Genomic DNA, 19,652 nt, shown 5'->3' with positions numbered 1-19,652 from the left:
CCGGCGGTGCATCAGAGGCGCCAGAGAGTGATCCCGGCAGGGGTCTCCCTGCGATCGAGAAGACCCGTCACGTCGGCGACAAAGCCACCACCGTCGGCTTTCAACAGGAGCTTCACGAGCGACCAGCCGCGCTCGCGATAGAGCTTGTGGGCGACAGCCAGAACCACGGCATCGGCGGGCTTCAACGCGTCTAGAGGGGTGAGCGCGAGGTCGTATTCCTCACGCAGCAGTCCGCCGTCGGCCATCGGGTCGTGAAGCTGGACCGAGATACCGAAATCCTCGAGCTCGCGCACGATGTCGACGACCCGCGTATTGCGGATGTCCGGGACGTTCTCCTTGAAGGTCACCCCCAGCACCGTCACCACCGGCCGGCCGTTGCCCGCCTGTCGCATGACACTTCGCGCGACACGGTTGGCGACGTAAACGCCCATGCTGTCGTTGACTCGGCGACCCGAGTGGATGACGTGAGGGTGGTAGCCTACTTCCTCGGCCTTGTGGGCGATGTAGAAGGGGTCGACCCCGATACAGTGCCCGCCGACCAGACCAGGCTTGAATGGCAGGAAATTCCACTTCGTGCCGGCGGCGTCGAGCACGTCCCGCGTGTCGATTCCCAGGCGGTCGGAAATCAGCGCCACCTCGTTGATCAGCGCGATGTTGATGTCGCGCTGGGTGTTTTCCAGGACCTTGGCGAACTCGGCGACCTTGATCGATCCCGCGCGGTGGGTGCCGGCCGTCACGACGGCCCGGTAGGTCGCATCGACGGTGTCGAGCGTCTCGGGGGTATCGGCCGAAACGATCTTGAGAATGTTATCGAAACGGCGTTCCTTGTCTCCTGGGTTGATGCGCTCCGGCGAGTACCCGACATTGAAGTCCGTCTTCCACTTGAGCCCCGAGGCCCTCTCCAGCACGGGAATGCAGACATCTTCCGTGACGCCGGGATAGACGGTCGATTCGTAGACCACGATATCGCCGCGCTTGAGCCTTCGGCCGATGGTCTCCGAGGCTCCCTTCAAGGGCGCGAGATCGGGTTGCTTGCTGGCATCGATCGGCGTCGGCACGGTCACGATGTGGAAGTCGGCGGCCTCGAGATCCCTGGGGTCGCAGGAGAAGCGGAGGCCCGGTTCCTTGAGCATCGCGGACTCGACCTCGCCCGTGCGATCGTGGCCGGCGCACAGCTCGCCGATGCGTCGGGCGTCGATATCGAACCCCACCACTTGGTAGCCTACGCGCCCGAAGCCGACAGCGACGGGCAGGCCCACATAGCCAAGCCCTATGACGGAGATGTGCCTTTTCATTTCATCGATTCCTGACAAGTCATGCTGCCGCTGGCGTTCCCGTTCTAGCCGTCTTCACCGTCAGGCCGCTCTTCGCGTGCGAGACGCGTCAGCTGGCCGGCCATCCCGGCAACATAGAGGCCGAGATTGACCATGATCCACACGATTCCCAGTATGTCGCCGTAGCCCACATTCAGGCCGGCGAGGTCGAACCGCTGCGGCGGCTTCAGATAGAACGCGGCATTCATTGCCAGGAGGAGGCAGCGTACTTCCGTCAGCCCGAAGCCGGCGCTGGCGAGATGAAAGGTCCGGGAGACCTCCGCCCGCAGCAGGGACTGGGCCGTCATCATCAGGTAGGTCGCCAGTCCGATGGCCGCGACTTCCATGCTCACGAACCCCGACAAACCGAGGCCGATCGCGAACAGGAACTGGCTCAGAACGTCAACGGACTGGTCGAGGAAAAAGCCGTAGCGGGGTCTCTCTGCACGGCGCCTCCGGGCAACCGCGCCATCCAAGGAATCGCCGAACCAGTTGACGATCAACGCGACATTCACGACCCATAGCCACGCGGGATCGCTGGGCGTCAGCGCGTAGGCAGCAAGAGCACCGAGGGATGCCCCAAAGCCCAGCGCCGTCAGAAAGTCCGGCGACATCCACCGTGGCAAGCGGGGGACGATCCACGCAATGACCCGCTGCTCCGGCACCGACAGCCAGCCTTGGTTGGAGCGGGTGAGGGAGGTGTCGCGGTCCTTCGGCATACTGACCGGAGATTAGCCCAGATCAGGCCGTCTCGTATCGTCGTGGGACCGGTTCTCGTGTTCTTGATTCCTGACAGCGCCTGCTGCCGTCGTTTGTGATGCGAATTGGTCAATCCTTGGCCTGCTGGCCGGCGCGCTATTCGCCCACGTGGAACCGGGTGTTCTTCAGGCCGCGCCTGCGGATCTTCTCGGGAACGAGGAGGCTGAGCCGGGACAGCCAGAAGGGAACGAGGGGAAAACCGATCATCGCCCTATTGCGTTGGAGGCCGGTGAGAATCCGCTGCGCCGCCTCCTCGGCGGAGATTTCGCCGGGGCGGGGCCCCAGGTGCCGGCCAGCCATGGCCGTCGCGACGAAGCCGGGGCAGGCCACGACGACGCGAACGCCGTCCGCTGCGACGGCGTCCCGCAACGCCAGACCGTACGACAACAATCCCGCCTTGGAGGCCGAATAGGCGGGGGCATCCGGCAAGGGCACCAGCGAGGCGAGAGAGGCAACAAGGACGATGCTGCCGTGTCTGTTGCGCCGCATCGTCGGCAGCAGGCCATGAACCAGGTCGACAGTCGCGAGCAGATTCGTTTCGAGCACCCGTCGGGCCGCCATTCTGCTTTCAACCGGATCATCCGCGGAGCGCCCGTCGAGGATTCCCGCACTCGCAATCAGCAGGTCGACAGGCGCCTCGCGTCCGATCTCGTCGAGAACACGGGAGAGTGCGTCCGCGTCGGTCTGGTCCACGCTCTCAATGCGACAGGCAGCCCCCCGGGCTCGGCATGCGGCCGCTACCGCCCCGAGGCGTTCGGCGCTTCTTCCCAGGAGTGTCAGCGTCCGGCCCGGTGCGGCGAGAGCGCGAGCAAGCGCGGCGCCAATCCCGCTGGACGCGCCCGTGATGACGATCGTCTTGTAGTCCATCGCGGGTCAACGACCTGCGATCGTGCTTACGAAAGAGGCGCCGCTGAGGATCTTCGGAAGCTCCTCGGCCACGGCGTCAATCGCGGCTTCGATCTGTCCCTGTGTATGCTCGGACGTGACGAAGAAGCGAAGTCTCGCCTGATTTTCAGCAACTCCCGGAAACACCGCCGGCACCACGTTGAACCCTCGTTCCAGCAGATGCTGGGACAGCATGACCGTCTGCGGCGAACTGCCGACGATGACCGGCACGACAGAGGCGCCGATGCTGAGCCCCGTGTTGAGCCCACGGGCACGCGCTCTCTCGAGCAGGGCCCGGCCGTTGCGTCGGAGCGCGGTCGCTCGCCAGGGTTCTCGCTCCATTACCTCGACAGCTGCCGTCGCAGCGGCGGCCACGGGCGGCGAGAGGCCGACGCTGTAGACGAAACCCGGAGACGTGTACTTGAGCAGTTCGATCAGCGCGCGACTTCCAGCGATGTAGCCACCTGCGGCGGCTAGCGTCTTGCTGAGAGTGCCCATCCAGATCTCGACCTCAGTCGGGTCGATGCCTTGTTCCTCGGCAACACCCCGACCAGTAAGTCCGAGTGCGCCCGTCGCATGTGCCTCGTCGACCATCAGCCAGGCATCGTACCGGCGCTTCAGTTTGATCAGGCCGGCGAGGTCCGGTACGTCGCCGTCCATGCCGTACAGTCCTTCCACAACGATCAAGGCGCGACGATAGCGGGCACGGTTGAGGCGCAAGGCGCGCTCGAACGCGTCCAGGTCATTGTGCGGACAGAGAACCCGCTTGGCGCCAGAGAGTTTGGCTCCCTCGACGATGCTGTTGTGAATGACCGCGTCCGCCACGATGAGGTCTTCCGGTCCCAGCAGCGCGCCGATCACGGACACGTTGGTGCCGTGTCCGCTCACGAAAGCGATGGCGTCTTCGGTGCCGCTCATCCGCGCCAGCGCGGCCTCGAGGTCACGATGGACCTGCCGCTCGCCAGCGGACAGCCGGCTCGCCGATACGGACGTTCCGAAACAGTCAATCGCCGCCTTCGCCGCCGCTGCCACTTCGGGATGCCCGTTCAGGCCGAGATAGTCGTAGGATGAGAAATTCGTGATCGTTCGGCCGTCGATCGACGTCGTGTTTCCGGCGCGGCCGTCGTGCAGGCGATAGAAGGGATTCCCGATCCTCGTCAGATCCCCGACGGCCTTCCAGATCTTCAGAATCTCGTACTCGGGCAGGGTGGTGAAATCGAACTCGCGGCGCTCGCTCGTGGCCGTGCCGGACGAAGGCTTGACCTGCGCGGCGGGAGACTGGCCGAGCGCCTGTCTCACCCGATCGACGGTTTCCTGCGCGCTGTTGGACCGCGGCCGGTTCATAGAGGACCGTCGATCTGCTTCACACGTTGCATGACCGCGGTGATCGCGTCGCGCTGTTCCGAGGCGTCGGAGGTCGCGGCCTGCTCGGCAAGATGGCTCGACGACAGCGTCGCCAGTGTGCTTGGTACGCCCTCCTGCGGCGTCTCTCCGGTCACGAGCGGCGCGACGCGCCGCGCGACATCGGCAGGCGTGATGCCGCTGGCCAGAGACATCATCGGCAGCTCGATCTGCAGAGACGCTTCCACCGTCGTGCGCAGTTCGAGCATCATCAGGGAATCCATGCCGATCTCCGCCAATGGGCGATGTCGGTCGATCTCCTTGGGCGGCAGCCGAAGCACTCTCGCGATTTCCTCCACGACGATGTCGAGCAAGGCCGCCGTGGCGTCGTCCGGTGACATCGCGCGCAGCCGTTCAAGGGTAACTGCAGCCTGACCGGACTGTCGGGATACACTTCCCGTGTCGATGGCGTTGAATGTTGGCGCGCGAACCGCGGCGAGTTCTCTCTTTGCCATCGCCCAGTCGATGCGGGCGATTGCACAGACGTCGACCCGCTGGCGTCCCGCGGCGTCGAAGGCCCAGTCGAGTCCGTTGAGTGCGACGCGCGCCGGCATCAGCGTCGAGGCGAACCGGCGCTTCAGGCTCGCGTTCGCTTCGATGTGACGGGCGAGATATCCGGCGTCCTCGATCGCTCCCCAGGCCACCGCGAGCGCTGGAAATCCTCGCGCGCGAAGCCGGCGCGCGATGCCTTCGACATAGGCATTGCCGGCCACATAGTTGAACTGGCCGGGATTGCCGAACAGCGTTGTGGCCGACGAGAAGAGCAACAGATAATCGAGGTGCAACCCGCGGGCGATCCGTTCGAGATTGAGCGCACCACTTGCCTTCGGTTGCACGACGGTCTCGATCGACTCGCGATCGACGCCCTGCATCAATCTGTCGTCGAGAACCATTGCGGCATGGGTAATGCCTTTGATCGGACGCCGGACGCCGAGCTGCTCGATGAAACGTTCGAGGACATCTGTGTCCGTCACGTCGACGGAACCTATTTCGACCGCAACGCCCTGTTCGCGCAGTGTCTCGACCCGGCCGGCAACCGAGTCGGAGAGGTGACCGGAACGGCTGATGAGCGCGATATGGCTGGCGCCCCGACTGACCAGCCACTCAGCGGTGGCGAAGCCGAAGCCGCTGGTGCCACCGATCACGAGGTGCCAGCCCTCGGAGTCGACCGGGAAGGTGTTGGACGGTACCTCCGCGACGGTGGGTTGGCGCGCCGGCGTCACGACGATCTTTCCGATATGGCCGGCGCGCTGCATCAGCCGGAACGCCTCCGCAGTATGCGCACCATCGAAAACCCGGTGCGGGAGCGGCGAGTATTCGCCCTCGGCGAAGAGGCGGAGGACGTCGGCGAACAGACGCTGGGACAATGCCTGGTGGGCGCCGATCAGCTGATCGACGTCTACGCCGAAGTAGCTCAGATTGCGGCGCAACGGCCTCAGCCCGAGATGCGTGTTGGCGTAGAAATCCCGCTTGCCGAGCTCGATGAACCGGCCGAACGGCTTGAGGCAGTCCATGGAGCGGATCATCGCCTCGCCGGCCAGCGAATTGAGCACCACGTCGACGCCCTTGCCGCCGGTGAAGCTCCTCACGTCCTCGGTAAAGGCAAGTGTGCGGGAATTGGATACGAAGTCGGCGCCGAGGCTGCGCAGCAGAGAGCGCTTCTCGCCGCTGCCCGCCGTTGCAATGACCGTCGCGCCGCGATGCTTGGCGATCTGCAGGGCCGCCAGCCCGACGGCGCCCGCGCCGCCATGGATCAGAACCGATTCGCCGGGTTCGAGCCGGGCAAGGTGGATCAGCGAATAATAGGCGGTGAGGAATGCGACGGGCAGAGTCGTCGCGTCCTCGAACGAGAGTTGAGCCGGCAACTTGCTGACGGCGAAGGTCTTCGCGACGAGGTGCGAGGCAAAGGCGCCGGACGCGAAGGCCACGACGCGATCACCGATCGCCAAACCGTCGACATCGGGTCCTGTTCGTACCACCGTGCCGGCGCACTCCATTCCGAGACCGGGCCCCGCGAAACCATCCTCCAGCGCCTCTTCCGGCAGGAGGCGGAGGTTCCACATGACGTCACGGAAGTTGAGCCCGGTCATCGCGACTTCGATCTCGACCTCGCCAGCCTCTGGCGCACGGCGCGGCTCCGGACTCCAGCCGAGGGTACCTCTGCCGGAGCCCTGACGTGTCAGCAGGCGAACCGCCATGTCGCTGCCCAGCGGCTCCGGCGGACGAGGCGCGGCCGCGCCTCGCTCGACGCGAAAGACGATCCGATCGTCGCAGAGGAAGAAGACTTCCCGTTCGTCGTCAGGTGCGAGCATCTCACTGGCCGCCCGCTTGATGACCCGGTGGCGTGGCTGTCCGGCCAGGCCGATACAGCGGATCTGCAGGCCAGGATATTCGTTGCGGGCGACCCGAACCGCCGCCACCAAGGCGCACCAAAGCGGCTGCTCGAGAGGAACCACCCCCTGCAGGTGGCCGAAATCAACGACGATCCAGAGGCGGGCAGGCGTGTCGGCCAGCCGCCGGCACTGGTCGGCGATCATGTCGAGATGGTCGGTCAGTGCCGAAACCGGGGCGACCGAGCCATCGTCAGCCGCAATCGACAGTACGAAATCGGTCGCAGTCGGCTGCTCGTGTCGTGCCGGTTCTGCGACGCGATGAACGAGGAGGGGGCGGAGATCGGCCGCTGCGGAACCCTGCCAGGAGAAGACGGCAGGGTCGGTCGCGGAGGAGATCGTGCGCTCCAGGCCGTTGCCGGCGAGACCGCGGACGATGACGCCAATGCGGGCCTCGCCGAACGCGGGGGTCACCGAGATGCTGCTGTAGCCCGCAGTTTCGAGTTCGTCGATCCACTCCTGGTCGGTCAACAATGCCCCGACGGGGAACTCCGCATTCGCCGACCGCGCCCACCAGCGTCGCCGGCTGCCGCGAACGATGTCCCAGAACGCGCCGGGCGCCAGCTCGCCGGCGATGAGCGCTCCATCGCGGCGCAACAGTCGCGTAATGACCGCGATGCCATCATCGCTGCCTGCGGCGACTTCGCTCAGAGCATCGATTGCCACGGCGAGATCCAGAGAGGCGGGACGCAGGGTCTCGAGTTGTGACCAGGTGAGGCAGCGGACGAGTGGAGCGCCGTCGCCGATGGCGGCGCGGACCTGTTCGACACGGTCGTCGTCGAGGTCCGTCAAGGTGATCTCGACGTTGGCGAAGCGGGCGCTGAGATCGACTGCCGCGGCGAAATGATCGGCACCAACGATCAGCAGGCGCAGCAGCCGGGCGCCATCGTGGTTCGACAGGGAGGCTGCCACATCGTGCATGACGGCTTCACGCAACCATCCGATCTGATTGGAGGCCAGGCCGAGATTCCGCCAGTGCGCCGAGCTCAGTTCGTTCACGGCTGTCGGATCGCCGCCGCTCAGGCGTTCGATGATGTTCTCCAACCGCGAGACGCTCGCTGCTTCGGCAGCCATCGTGGGATGACGCAGCAGGAGCGTGCTGACGATGGAATCGATTTCAGGAAGGTCGCACGACGGGGCCATTGTCCGGGCTCCCTGCACCTCGACAGCAAGATTCTTCGCCTCGAGATGCCAGATCAGCGCAGACCGCAGCAAAGCGGCCGACGATGCGGATGCATTCTCGGCATCGGTTGCATCGTTGAGTTCATTCTGCGCATCGACAGCCGGTCGGCTCCGCAGCGCAGACCAGCTCGCGCGTAGCGTTCCGGCTTCGACCAGGAGCAATGCTTCGGAGAGGGCGGCCGCACTGCCGGCCGGCCGTTCCAGTTCGACGTGGCGGCACGGGAGCGTCGACGGTATGCCGGCGCGTTCGAGACTCCAAGCGGTGGTATGGTAGCTCAGCGACTTCGGGTCGGCTGAGAATTCGGCCGGGGCTTCGACGAGCCGGACATTCTGGGCCGAGACAGCGATATTCCCAGCCTCGTCCCACAGGTCGATATCAACGACGATGGAGGTCAGAGATTGCCTGAGCGTGCGTGCGGTGACCCGTGTTGCAATCTTTCCCGACTGGAAGACACGGACGCAACCGAAGCGGACAGGCAACATGCGCTTCATCGGCATGTCTGCGACGCCGGCTAGCTCAGAGGCGAACAGCGCGTGAAAGGCAGCGTCCAAAGCCGTTATGTCGATGATGCGAGTGCCGAGCACCAGCGCATCTGGCCGATCGAGCGTGGCGACACCGAACTTCCGCTCCGGAAAGACGACGTGTTGCACGCGCTGAAACGATGGACCGTAGCCAAAGCCGAGATCACTGGCCTGGGCATATACCCCGCTCTTGGGAACGATGACGGCGTGGGCCGGCGTCGGCGGCGGGGTGCTCGCTTTGCCGCTGATTGGCGAGCGGCCGATGATGCCGCGGGCGTTGAGCGTCCAGTCGGGACCGGCTCCTCCGCGCTGACGCGATAGCAGCTCGACCAGCCCCGTCTCATGAGCGAGCCGGACGGTGACTTCGAAAGAGCTCTTGCCCTCGAAAACGAGCGGCCGAAGGATGTCGAGATCGCGGAGTTCCAAGGCGCCTTCCGGGTGCGTCTCCCGGGCGGCGGCCAGCATCGTTTCCACGTACGCCGTCGCCGGCAGGACCGGGACGTTGCCGACCTGGTGATCGGCGATCCACGGATACAATGCCGGATCGACGGTCGAATACCATTCGCCACTGTCCTTGCGGGGGCGACCGCCCAGGAGGGGATGGGCGTGCGGCAGCAACGCGGTGCTGGCGTCGTCGGTCGTCGGCAGCTTGAATCGGGTATGCTGCCATGGATAGAGTGGCAGGACCACGGCAGCCGCCGGGGCCGGACCGAAAAAACGCTGCATCTCGACCTTGCCGCCGGCCAGAGCGACCTTCGAAGCCGCCCGTTCGAACGGATCAAAGGTGGATTGCCCATCTCCTTCGATCAACGTTTCGATCACGATGCCGCGCGTCCCCGCCTCTCGGAGGACATCGCGCACATAGCTGGCGAGAATGGGCCTGGGCCCCACTTCGACGAATATGCGCGTTCCGTCGTTCAGCAGTTCGTTCAGTGCCGGTTCGAACTGGACCGGCTCGCGGACGTTGCGCCACCAATGTTCCGCGCCGAGGGATTCCGGAGCGACCGTGCCGCCGGTCACGGACGACACGAACTTCTTGTGGGGCGGCAGCGGGCGCAGTCCCTGCAACTCGCGCAGCAGCGGGCCCCGAACGGGATTGATCAAGGCGCTGTGAAACGGATAGTCGAGATCCAGTCGTCGTGCGCTGATTCGCATGTCCGCGGCGGCTTGAACCACGCGGTCGACATCGGCGATCGTTCCTGAGACCGTGACGCTGCGCCAGCTGTTGATGGCTGCGACCTCGACACTGTGGGCGCCGGCAGCCTTCAGGAAGCGTCGCGCTTCGCGGTCGCTCAGCATCAGTGCGGCCATGCCCCCAGTGCCGCGTACGCCTTCCTGATTGCGGCTACGGGCAATCACGACGTCGATCGCCTGGTCGAGGCTGAGAGCGCCGGCGCACCAGGCTGCCGCGATCTCGCCGACGCTGTGACCGAGCGTGGCGGCGGCTACGATGCCCTGCTCCTCGAGCGCGCGCACCGTGGCGATCTGCAGGGCGAGAAGGAGTGGTTGAGAGTAGGTCGCCCGCCTCAAGCGCGGTGCCAGATCGTCGGCGAACAGAGTGTCGACGATAGACCAGCTCTGGAGCTTGGCGAATCGCGCATCGAGATCATCGAGGGCATCGCGGAAGACCGGATTGGCTTCCCAGGCATCGCGGCCCATGCCTGCCCATTGTGACCCGTTGCCGGAGAAAAGGAAGGTGATCGGCAGATCGCTACCAAGCGCCTGTCCGGAAAGCACCGCAGTGGACGTCTCTCCCTTCACGAAGGAGTCGAGATGGTGACGGACCTCGTCGGTCGTGTCGCCCCGCGTGATGAGCCGGGAGGGCAGCGCGTCGCGCAGATAGGCGCTGGCCGATATGAAGCCGTTGGCTTCCCGCGGGGTGGCGGGCCACGCCTCGACATAGCGGCCGGCGAGCGCCTTCAGAGCCTCTCCATTGTGCGCTGACAAGATAAGCGGCGGCGGAGTTGTCGCGTTCACTTGGACGAGGTGCGCAACAGGCCTCTCGCTGCGCAGGATGACGTGCGAGTTGGTGCCGCCGAAGCCGAAGGAATTGACCCCGACCAGGTGCGGCCCGCGCTGGTCGGCCAACCGGCGATTTTGGGAAACGATCTCGAGATTGAGTTCTTCGAATGGAATGTCGGGATTGGGCGCGCGATGATGCAGGGTCGCAGGAACGAGCCCCTGGTCCAGGACCATTATCGACTTCAGGAGGCCGGCGAGACCCGACACCGGCTCCAAGTGTCCGACATTCGATTTCACCGAGCCGATGGGAAGTGGCCGGGATCGCTTTTGTGCGAGGCCCTTGCCAAGGGCGTCGGCCTCGATCGGGTCGCCGACCCGCGTCCCGGTGCCATGTGCCTCCAGGTAGCTCAGGTCGGCAGGATCGATGCGGAACTCTCCGTAGACGTCCTCCAGAAGCTGTCGCTGCGATTCCGGAGAGGGAAGCGACATGCCGGTCGTGCGTCCGTCCTGGTTGATCCCAGAGCCGACGATCACCGCATGAATTCGGCTGCGGGACTTCAGGGCCGAGGACATGGAGCGAAGGACGACGGCGATCGCTCCCTCGGAACGGACATAGCCGTCGGCCGACGCATCGAAGGGGCGGCAGAGGCCGGTCGGCGACAGCATCGAAGCGCGGGAGAAGCCGACATATGAGAACGGCGAAAGGAGCAGGTTCACGCCACCCACGATGGCGGTTTCGATGGCGCCGCTGCGGATCGCCTCCGCCGCGAGGTTGAGGGCGACCAGGGAGGACGAGCAGGCCGTATCGACTGCGAGGCTCGGACCGCGCAAATCGAACGTGTATGAGATTCGATTGGCCATGATGCTGAGCGAATTGCCCGTCATCATGTGCATTCCGGCGGCGGAGGGGTCGGCGAAAAAGCGCGCGGCGTGGTCCACGGACGAGGCGCCGACATACACGCCGACAGGGCTCCCGCTCAGCAGCGAGGGGCGGATGCCTGCATGGGCGAGGGCGTCGTGGGTGACTTCGAGTAGATGACGGTGCTGAGGGTCGACCTGCTCAGCCTCTCGCGGGCTCATCCCGAACGCGTTGGCGTCGAACCCCCAAACGTCGTCTATCACGCCAGCGGCGAACGAGTAGCTGCGCCCGGGCTGATCCGCTAACGGGTGATAGAACGCTTCGGTCGGAAAGCGATCGGCCGTTATTGCTGTTACACTGCAACGATTATCCTTCAGCAGGCGCCAGAAACCATCGCTGCCATTCGCTCCGGGCAAGCGACAGGCAAAACCGACAATCGCAACCTCGTCACGCCACGTCATCGGATCCCACTTTCAAGAACTCGATTCCCTTTAGTACATCTCAAACACAACATGCCAAGAGTTCCATTTGTCCCGGCAAAAGTCGTCGTTCTTCGCGATGCAACGTCGCTCACCCGAGGAAGTGGCAATTGTATTGTCTCCACGTTCGCGGCCAAGCGCAGACCGAGATTGTTTCAGGCGCCCATGCAATAACTTATGATAGATCAATTACTCCTGTGCGGAGAAGTGCTGCGATGCACAAACGAGTGATCAACGGGTGAGATCGTCGCGCCCGACCGACCGGTTTCGCCCGTGACGGTGCCTGTCACTATGTCCGGAATGATCGGCCACGTCCCGCTAGAGATTGCAGTCAAAGCGCGAAATGAGCGCTTCATGTTGCCCCCTCACGACGGCTTGCGGGCGGGCCGATGGCTCCAGATTCGATATCGGATGACACTTTACTGTTCCGCTGGGCGACCTGTCGTCCGCTTTTTCCGGGATGGTGAAGAAATACAGGAGGTCATGTCGGCCGCGCTGTTCGGGATCGGCGAATGGATCGGTCGCCTCCCGCACGGGACTCGCCATATCGAAGTGGCTCCGCCGCCCAGCTGCCCACCGGCGGGTTTCAGCCTCATGACAGGTCGGATCCTGTCCGATCGCGCGGTGTTGGCCTTGGCACGCAACCGCAAGCCCGCTCGAGCCGGGCTTGCCACTGCATTGTACGCGGTGGGTTTTGCGCCCGCTGCCGATGCGCTCCTGACGAATCTGTTCGGCGCCACGCCGATCCATCGTTATCACGAATGGCGCGAGCGCAGCCGAAGGGAACTGGACCTCGCGGGCTTGGAAAGCGCGCGGGACAGCTGGACCGTCGGACCCCACATCCGGGTCGTCCTTCTCGATGGAGGTGAGACGGCGGCCGATGCATTGAGGGCGACCGTTTCCTCACTGGAACGGCAGGCCTATCCGAACTGGTCGCTTGCCCTGGTTGATGGGAATCCGATCCTCGGAGCCGATCAACGGCTCGTTCGTGTCGACGGCAACGCCAGAGCAGAGGCATTGTGGCGCGGACTTGGCCCGTCCGACATTGTTCTGCCGATCTCCGCTGGCGACACGATCTCTGAATATGCGATGGGGGCGCTGGCCGAGTTCGCAGCGACCCGGCCGGCGCACACACTCTTTTATGCCGACGAGGACTCGATCGATGCCGGCCGACATGTCGCGCCGGAACTCAAGCCCGACTGGAGTCCGATCTTCCAGAAGTCGAGGTCGTTTGTCGGCCGCGCCCTGTATGCCCGGTGTCGGGCACTCGAATCCCACGGTGGGCTCTCGCTGGCCGAGATGCTGCGGCCTTCGACCTGGGACGCCCTCTTTGCGGCAGAGTCGGGACCGGTCGGGCACATTCGCAGAGTGCTTCTTACCAAGGTGTGGAAGTCAGCACGACCGGAAGGGCGAGTTGCGATTGCCAAGCAGGCTTTGCCCGTCGCGACCGCGACGCTCATCATTCCGACCCGCAATCGGGCGAGGCTCATGGCGGCATGCCTCGCGAGCCTCGAGAAGACGAGGCCGCGCAATTTCGACCTTCTGATCGTCGACAATGGTAGCACGGAGGCCGCGACGCGCCGGCTTCTCGGCCGAGCGGCGAAGCAGGCCGGCGTTCGCGTCCTCAATGATGAAGGGCCCTTCAATTTTTCGGCGCTCTGCAATAGGGCGGCGCGGCATGCCGAGGGGCGTGTCCTCGTCTTCCTGAACAACGACACCGAGGTGTTGCGACCGGATTGGCTCGTCAATCTGGCGGGATGGGCGCTGCAGCCGGACATCGGCGCAGTCGGCGCCAGGCTCGTCTATCCCTCAGGTCGCCTGCAGCATGCCGGGCTGGTGCTCGGTCTTGGTGGCTATGCGGCCCATCTCGATATTGGCGCCCCGCCCGAGTATCCGGGCTATCTTGATCGCTTCACGGTCCCGCGTGAGGTTTCGGCCGTGACGGGAGCCTGCCTGGCGGTGGAGAGGAGCAAATTCCAAGCGATCGGCGGTTTCGATGCGGACAGATTTCCGATCGAACTGGGCGATGTCGATCTCTGCCTGAGATTGGCGGAGCGGGGATGGAAGACGGTCATGACGCCAGATGCCCTGCTGATGCACCGGGAGTCCGCGACACGCGGCAGATCCGATGTTGCCCGGCGCTATGCGACTGAGAGGCGGCATTTCCGGGAAAGATGGATGGATTCCATACCCGATGATCCTTTTTTCCATCCGGCATTGTCGCTGACGGCTCGCCGCACGAGCCTCGATCATTAGTTGGATGCGCATTCGGACTCCCTCGCGGTACCAGCCGCCACGGTGGCACGCTGGATGGCTTCGGCACTTCGTGAATGTCGCAGTCGAGCATGTTCAAGCGCAGCTTCTGACGCTGGGCGTCGAGCGCGTGATTCTGGGACACGTGATCGGCGAAAAAATCCGGCCATACCTGCTCCAGGCCATGAAGCCACGGCTGACGATCCTCGAACGCGGTTTCGACAGCGATTTCTATCTCCGTCAGTTCGAAGACGAGGCTCAGCGTCGGCGCGTGGCCCAGGCGCCCCTGCTTCACTATGCGCTTCTGGGGTGGCGGACGCGCCGCGCTCCGGCGGCCGTATTCGATCCAGCCTTCTATCGTCGCTCCTATCTGCACCGCCCGCGGGGGATGGACCCGCTGCTCCATCACCTGGAAATGTCCAAGGCCGGGAAATCGCCTCGCAACGAGGTCGAGGCACGTGCCGACCGTGCTGCGTGGCGGGAGGGCGCGGAGACCGTGCTGGTCTTCCATCACGGACGCGGCGGCGGCAGCAGCCGATTTCTCGATCTCTACGAACGGGAGATCGAGAATCGGGGACGAAACGTGCTGCGCGCGCGGGCGGTCCTCAACGCTCCGACCATTGCAGTCGTTGGCGATCGGACGTTCGACCTGTCAGCCGATCTCCCAGCACTGGTCGATTTCGCCCGGGAACGAAAGGTGAGTCGGCTGCTCGTCAATCATCTGATCGACCGCCCGCGGCAGGCAGCGGACTGGCTGCGCGATCTCGGCGCGCGGCTGGGGATACCTTATGAGGTCGTCCTGCATGACTATTTCATGTTGTGTCCCCGGATCGACCTGGTGACGGGACAGGGTGTTTGTTGCGATGTGGCTCCGCCGGAAGCGTGTGCTCGATGCGTCACGGACCATGGTAGCGAGGTGCGCGACCCCGACCCGCTGACCTGGCGGCGCCACCAGCTGGACTTTCTCGCGGGCGCTGAGCGCATCATCGCGCCGAGCCATGATCTTGCGACGCGGATGCGGCCGCACCTTGCCAAAGAAATCGAGGTCTGGGAGCCGGAGAGCGATTCGGGTTTTCCCCCTGAGCGCACACCCCGCATCCCGGCGAAAGTGCCTCTGCGCGTTGTCACCCTCGGCGCCCTGAACGTCTCGAAGGGCCTGCGCGTCGTGCGGGAACTCGCTCACGTCATGGACCGGACGCGTGCGCCTCTCGAGCTTTCCGTGCTGGGACCCGCGTCCGAGCCTCTGCCGGGATCGGTCACCGTTACCGGCGCCTATCATTCGCACGATCTCGACCGGCTGCTGACCGAAGCCGCGCCCCACTTGGTCTTTCTCCCCGCCATCTGGCCAGAATCCTGGTCCTTCGTGCTGACCGCGGCTCTGAAACGCGGACTGCCGGTCGTCGTATTCGACACTGGCGCACCGGCGGCACGGTTGCGGCGGCTGGGGCGTGGGCATGTGCTGCCGCTGGAATTGTCCATGGATGCGGGCGGGCTCCTGGCGGCGTTCCTGCAGATGCGCACGGGGTGGGTTGAACCGTGAGCGCCGTGCGATCACCGAGGGCGATGCGCGATCTGCTGTTCGGCGCGGTGCAGCACGGCGGCGTCTTGGCGATGACCGCCGCACAGGCATTTCCGGGCTGGAAGCGCCGGTTATGCCTGACATATGGCCTGACGGCGGGAAGCATCGATATCGCGCACTATGCGCGGTCCGCGGGGCAACCGTTTACATCGGCGGAAGAGGCAGCCTTCCACTATCTGGCGAGAGGGTCTGCACGCGGCTGGTCTCCGCAACCCGGCTTCTCTCCGAACGACTATCGCAGAGACAATCCGGACACGGTTCTGGCCGGGTACGAACCCTTTGCCCACTGGCTGAGATTCGGCCGGGCCGAGGGAAGGGACGCGATGGTGCCGGCCGATCCGCCGACACCCGACATGCGGGGGCTCCTGGAACGCAGCCCGCGCGCCGGCGCCGGCGCCAAGGTCGATGTCGTCGTGCCGGTCCATGGTGGGCGGGCGTTGACGCTGCAGGCAATCGCGAGCGTGCTCGAAGCAACGACGCGCGAGGCCTGTGAACTGGTGGTCGTGGACGACGCTTCGCCGGACTCGCGGCTGCGGGGGGAGCTTCAAGCGCTCGCGGCAGCTGGTCTGGTCACCTTGCTGGTGAACGAGCGCAACATCGGCTTCGTCGGGTCCGTGAATCGCGGCATTGGCCTTCATCCCGACCGCGACGTTGTCCTGTTGAACTCGGACGCACGGGTGTTCGGAAACTGGCTCGATCGGCTGCTGGCGGCGCTGCGGACGCCGAGGACGGCCACGGCGACACCTTTTTCGAATGCGGCAACGATCCTGAGCTACCCGGCAACGCTACGCGAGAATCGGCTGCCCGCGGATGGCGACGCCGTCCAGTGGGACCGCTTGTGCGCGGCCCTTGATCCCCCGCTGGTCGACATCCCCACGGCTGTCGGCTTCTGCATGGCAATAAGGCGTAGTTGTCTCCAGCAGATCGGCCCTTTCGACCAGGAGCGGTTCGGCCGTGGCTACGGCGAAGAGAATGACTTCTGTCTCCGGGCGACGGCGGCGGGATGGCGTCACGTCGCCGTCCCGGGCCTGTTCGTCTGGCATTGCGGTGGGACCTCGTTCGGAGAGCAGCGTCGTGAACTCATCGCGGCGGCCCAGGTCACGATCGAGGCGCTTCATCCGGGCTACGCGGCCGCTGTCGGGCGCTTCATCCGGGAGGACCCGCTTGAGCCGGCCAGGAGAGCCCTCGATATCGCGCGCGTCCGCAGCGATCCCCGTCCCAAGCGGCTGCGCTTGGGAGCGACGGGGGTAACAGGGACACCGGACGCAATCGACATCGACCTGGTACCGGATCTGCCGCCTTACGCCGGCCAGTACCGGCTGGTAGCAACAGGAATCGGCGCAACCCCGAACTTGCCCCGATGCGGACCTTCCGTGTCATCCCCCGAGTTGGCGCGGCTGTTCGAAGAACTCGGCATTCAGCAGTTTGAGGACCGGGGTGGAGCAGCGACCGCGGCCTGGGGCGGACGAGTTCGTCGTGCATTGCAATTGATCGGCGCGGCCTGAATGAGCGGGGGAACGCGCTGACTGTTGCATGGCTGCCACAGTTGGAGAGAGAGGGGAGTTGCTGGCGATGCCGTGACCTCAGTCGGTCGCGCCATTGTGGTAGTATAATCTTGCGGCCATGCGGATGACGTCAACGTTGGGGAGATTTATGAAAAAGGCTGGTTTGGCTCTTTTGGGCCTGGGTTTGATGCTGCCGAACGTTGCCGGCGCTCAGGCAATCAACGCTCAAGAGGGCTTCTATATTGGTGCGGGCGGCGGCGCCGCCTGGTTCCTCGGCTCGAATTCGAACCTCCAGACCTGGACGGGCTGGGCCGTGGGCGGCAAGGCCGGCTACGACTTCGTCGGTCCGCGCGTAGAACTGGAAGTCAGCTACGGTCAGATCCCGACCTCGGCCAACATCCCGGGAACGGCGATCAACGGCAAGGTCGGCCAGCTCAACGTGATGGCCAACGTGCTGTACGACTTCATGCCGACGTCGGTCATCACGCCCTATATCGGCGCCGGTGCGGGCATTGCGTTCATCGACAGCAATTCTTCCCTGAGTGACACCCAGTTTGCCTATCAGGGCATGATCGGCGTCGCCTACAATGTAAGTGAACAGCTCCGTTTCCTGATCGAAGGCCGGTACGTCGGCACGACCAGCCCGAGCGTCAACACGCCGTTCGGCAATGTCAGCTTCCAGAACAACAACATCCTGGCCCTCGCCGGCGTGACCTACAAGTTCACCGCGCCGCCGCCGCCCCCGCCGCCGCAGCCGACGATGGTCGCGCCGCCGTCGTTCATGGTGTTCTTCGACTGGGATCGCGCCAACCTGTCGGCTCAGGCCCTGACGACGATCAAGCAGGCTGCCGGGGCCTACAAGACCAAGGGTAACGCCCGCATCACGGCGACCGGCCACACCGACACGTCGGGCGCGCCGGCCTACAACATGGCGCTGTCGCTGCGTCGCGCCAACGCCGTCAAGGACGCACTGGTTCGCGAAGGCGTGCCGGCGACCGCGATCGCGGTGGTTGGCCGTGGCGAGCAGGGCCTGCTGGTCCAGACCGGCCCGAACGTCCGCGAGCCGCAGAACCGCCGCGTCGAGATCGTCATCCAGTAAGCTGCCGGCAAACTGGATAATCCGAAACAAGGAAAAGGCGGCCCAACGGGCCGCCTTTTTTGCGTTCAGAGCTCGCGGAGAGTGGCGTCCACGACGGCGAAATGATGCTCCCAGGTCGGCCGGCACCAGGTGCTGAGGCGGCGAAGTTGCGCCTCACGCCTGGCGGAACCCGGCTGGGCATAGTCGAGCACGGCTTCACGCCAAGCCGCGCCGTCTGCAGGGTGGAGGTAGTCGGGGACCTCACCGCCGACCTCGCGGAAGACCGGAATGTCGCTGCACAGCACAGGTGTGCCGCAGGCGAGAGCTTCGGCGAGGGGCAGGCCGTAGCCCTCCGCGAGCGATGGGAGCAGCAAGGCGCGGGCTCCCTTCAGAATACCGGCAACGGCGGCGTCGGGCATGCGGCCGCATTCCCGGACGTGACCCTGCTGGCGGGCGCTTTCCTCGAGCGTTTGGACGATGTCGTCAATCTTCCAGCCTCGTTCGCCGATAACCAGCAGGCTTGGCGTCGACGGTCCCAATTCGCGGCGGAGCTCGAGCCACAGATCCAGGATCAGCCGGTGATTCTTGCGCGGCTCGATCGTCCCGAGCATGACGAAATAGGGAGGCTCGACAATCTCGCCTCCGGCCGAAACGTCCGCCGGCTGCGAAACGCCCAGAGGAGCGACGATCACGTTGCCTGCGGCGGCAGTCGCGCCGAAACGCGACTTGAACGACTCGGCAGTCGCCCGCGAGTTCACGACGATGGCATCCGCCAGGCGCGCCGCGTTCTCGATGCGTCGATGGTAGAGGTCCGCGTCCTTGCGCGTGAAGAAATCGGGGAACTGGCTCGGAAGGATGTCGTGCACGAAGAAGACGAGCTTCAGGTCGCCTGCGCTCTTCAGCGCCTCGACCAGCGCCGGGCGGTCGAGCTGGAGCTGGGAGGGAATGACATAGAGGAAGCGTTCCTGTCGTGTCGCAACGAGCCGTTCGAGGGCGCCCCAGGGCCGGAACATCAGGACGAGGTGAATCCAGAGCGCCCGCAGCGCGATTCGCCAATGGGCGGTAGCCGAGTCGATGTCGTGCTCCCAGTAGTGGGCGATCGCCCTCGCGAAGCTCTCGGCCGCCCGGTGGTCGACGAGCCGGAGGCGCCCGAAAGCATCGAGCACCGTGACGTGCAGTCGTTCCGCTTCGTTCGCCATAAAGTGCTGGGCATAGGCGAGCTCGACCCTCGGGATGCCCTTGGGCGTCCGCGACCAGGCAGCATAGACCAGCCTCGAAAGGTCGAGGATGAGCCGGGCGGGCGGCGGGGTTTGCGTCGAGGCGGGGCTCACGGGGCGGTCCAGCCATCAGAGTTAATTGGATGTCGGGGCCTTATCCAGCGCCGCGTTATGGGCGCCTCGTGATCCGGGGCCGGAGAAGGCCCGTCCGCTCACCGAAATCTGGCGTTCGCGGGCCTTCCTGCAAGGAGTCGGATCGCGGCATGAT

Annotated in this window: 10 protein-coding genes; 4 read left to right on the top strand and 6 right to left on the bottom strand. The window is 65.0% G+C overall.

The genetic code is table 11. From position 1 onward, the window contains the following. Nucleotides 1–11 precede the first annotated feature (11 nt). From ACO07I_RS04390 to ACO07I_RS04370, 5 genes are all read right to left on the bottom strand, one after another. Nucleotides 12–1,295 carry a nucleotide sugar dehydrogenase gene (locus ACO07I_RS04390; protein ID WP_422014696.1) on the bottom strand — a complete coding sequence of 428 codons (1,284 nt, stop codon included), beginning with the start codon at nt 1,293–1,295 and terminating at the stop codon, nt 12–14. Between the two features lie 44 nt (nt 1,296–1,339). Then, nucleotides 1,340–2,032 (bottom strand): CDP-alcohol phosphatidyltransferase family protein, encoded by a 693-nt coding sequence (locus ACO07I_RS04385; protein ID WP_422014694.1) that lies wholly within the window; start codon nt 2,030–2,032, stop codon nt 1,340–1,342. A gap of 136 nt (nt 2,033–2,168) precedes the next feature. Beyond that, on the bottom strand, nt 2,169–2,939 hold the full coding sequence (locus ACO07I_RS04380) for an SDR family NAD(P)-dependent oxidoreductase (RefSeq protein WP_422014692.1): 771 nt from the start codon (nt 2,937–2,939) through the stop codon (nt 2,169–2,171). Nucleotides 2,940–2,945: 6 nt separating this feature from the next. Continuing rightward, nucleotides 2,946–4,301 (bottom strand): aminotransferase class I/II-fold pyridoxal phosphate-dependent enzyme, encoded by a 1,356-nt coding sequence (locus ACO07I_RS04375; RefSeq protein WP_422014690.1) that lies wholly within the window; start codon nt 4,299–4,301, stop codon nt 2,946–2,948. Continuing rightward, nucleotides 4,298–11,734 carry a type I polyketide synthase gene (locus tag ACO07I_RS04370; protein WP_422014688.1) on the bottom strand — a complete coding sequence of 2,479 codons (7,437 nt, stop codon included), beginning with the start codon at nt 11,732–11,734 and terminating at the stop codon, nt 4,298–4,300. The genes ACO07I_RS04375 and ACO07I_RS04370 overlap by 4 nt, the downstream gene beginning before the upstream one ends. Nucleotides 11,735–12,235: 501 nt before the next feature. Between ACO07I_RS04370 and ACO07I_RS04365 the strand changes: the two genes are divergently transcribed. From ACO07I_RS04365 to ACO07I_RS04350, 4 genes are all read left to right on the top strand, one after another. Beyond that, complete coding sequence (locus ACO07I_RS04365; protein ID WP_422014686.1) at nt 12,236–14,008, top strand: glycosyltransferase family 2 protein; 1,773 nt, start codon at nt 12,236–12,238, stop codon at nt 14,006–14,008. Between the two features lie 70 nt (nt 14,009–14,078). Next, nucleotides 14,079–15,545, top strand: coding sequence for a hypothetical protein (locus ACO07I_RS04360; protein WP_422014684.1), 1,467 nt, complete (start codon nt 14,079–14,081; stop codon nt 15,543–15,545). A 23-nt stretch (nt 15,546–15,568) separates the two neighbouring features. After that, on the top strand, nt 15,569–17,089 hold the full coding sequence (locus tag ACO07I_RS04355; protein WP_422014682.1) for a glycosyltransferase family 2 protein: 1,521 nt from the start codon (nt 15,569–15,571) through the stop codon (nt 17,087–17,089). 148 nt (nt 17,090–17,237) lie between these two features. Then, the gene (locus ACO07I_RS04350) at nt 17,238–18,188 is read left to right on the top strand and encodes an OmpA family protein (RefSeq protein ID WP_422014680.1); all 951 of its coding nucleotides are present in this window, start codon (nt 17,238–17,240) and stop codon (nt 18,186–18,188) included. Nucleotides 18,189–18,253: 65 nt separating this feature from the next. On the opposite strand, the gene ACO07I_RS04345 is transcribed toward ACO07I_RS04350, so the two are convergent. Continuing rightward, complete coding sequence (locus ACO07I_RS04345; protein ID WP_422014678.1) at nt 18,254–19,498, bottom strand: glycosyltransferase family 4 protein; 1,245 nt, start codon at nt 19,496–19,498, stop codon at nt 18,254–18,256. Between the last annotated feature and the right edge of the window lie 154 nt (nt 19,499–19,652).

The sequence above is a fragment of the Reyranella sp. genome, from assembly GCF_965227665.1.
In the GTDB taxonomy this organism is placed as follows: domain Bacteria; phylum Pseudomonadota; class Alphaproteobacteria; order Reyranellales; family Reyranellaceae; genus Reyranella.
This window is presented reverse-complemented; position numbering and strand designations above follow the sequence as displayed.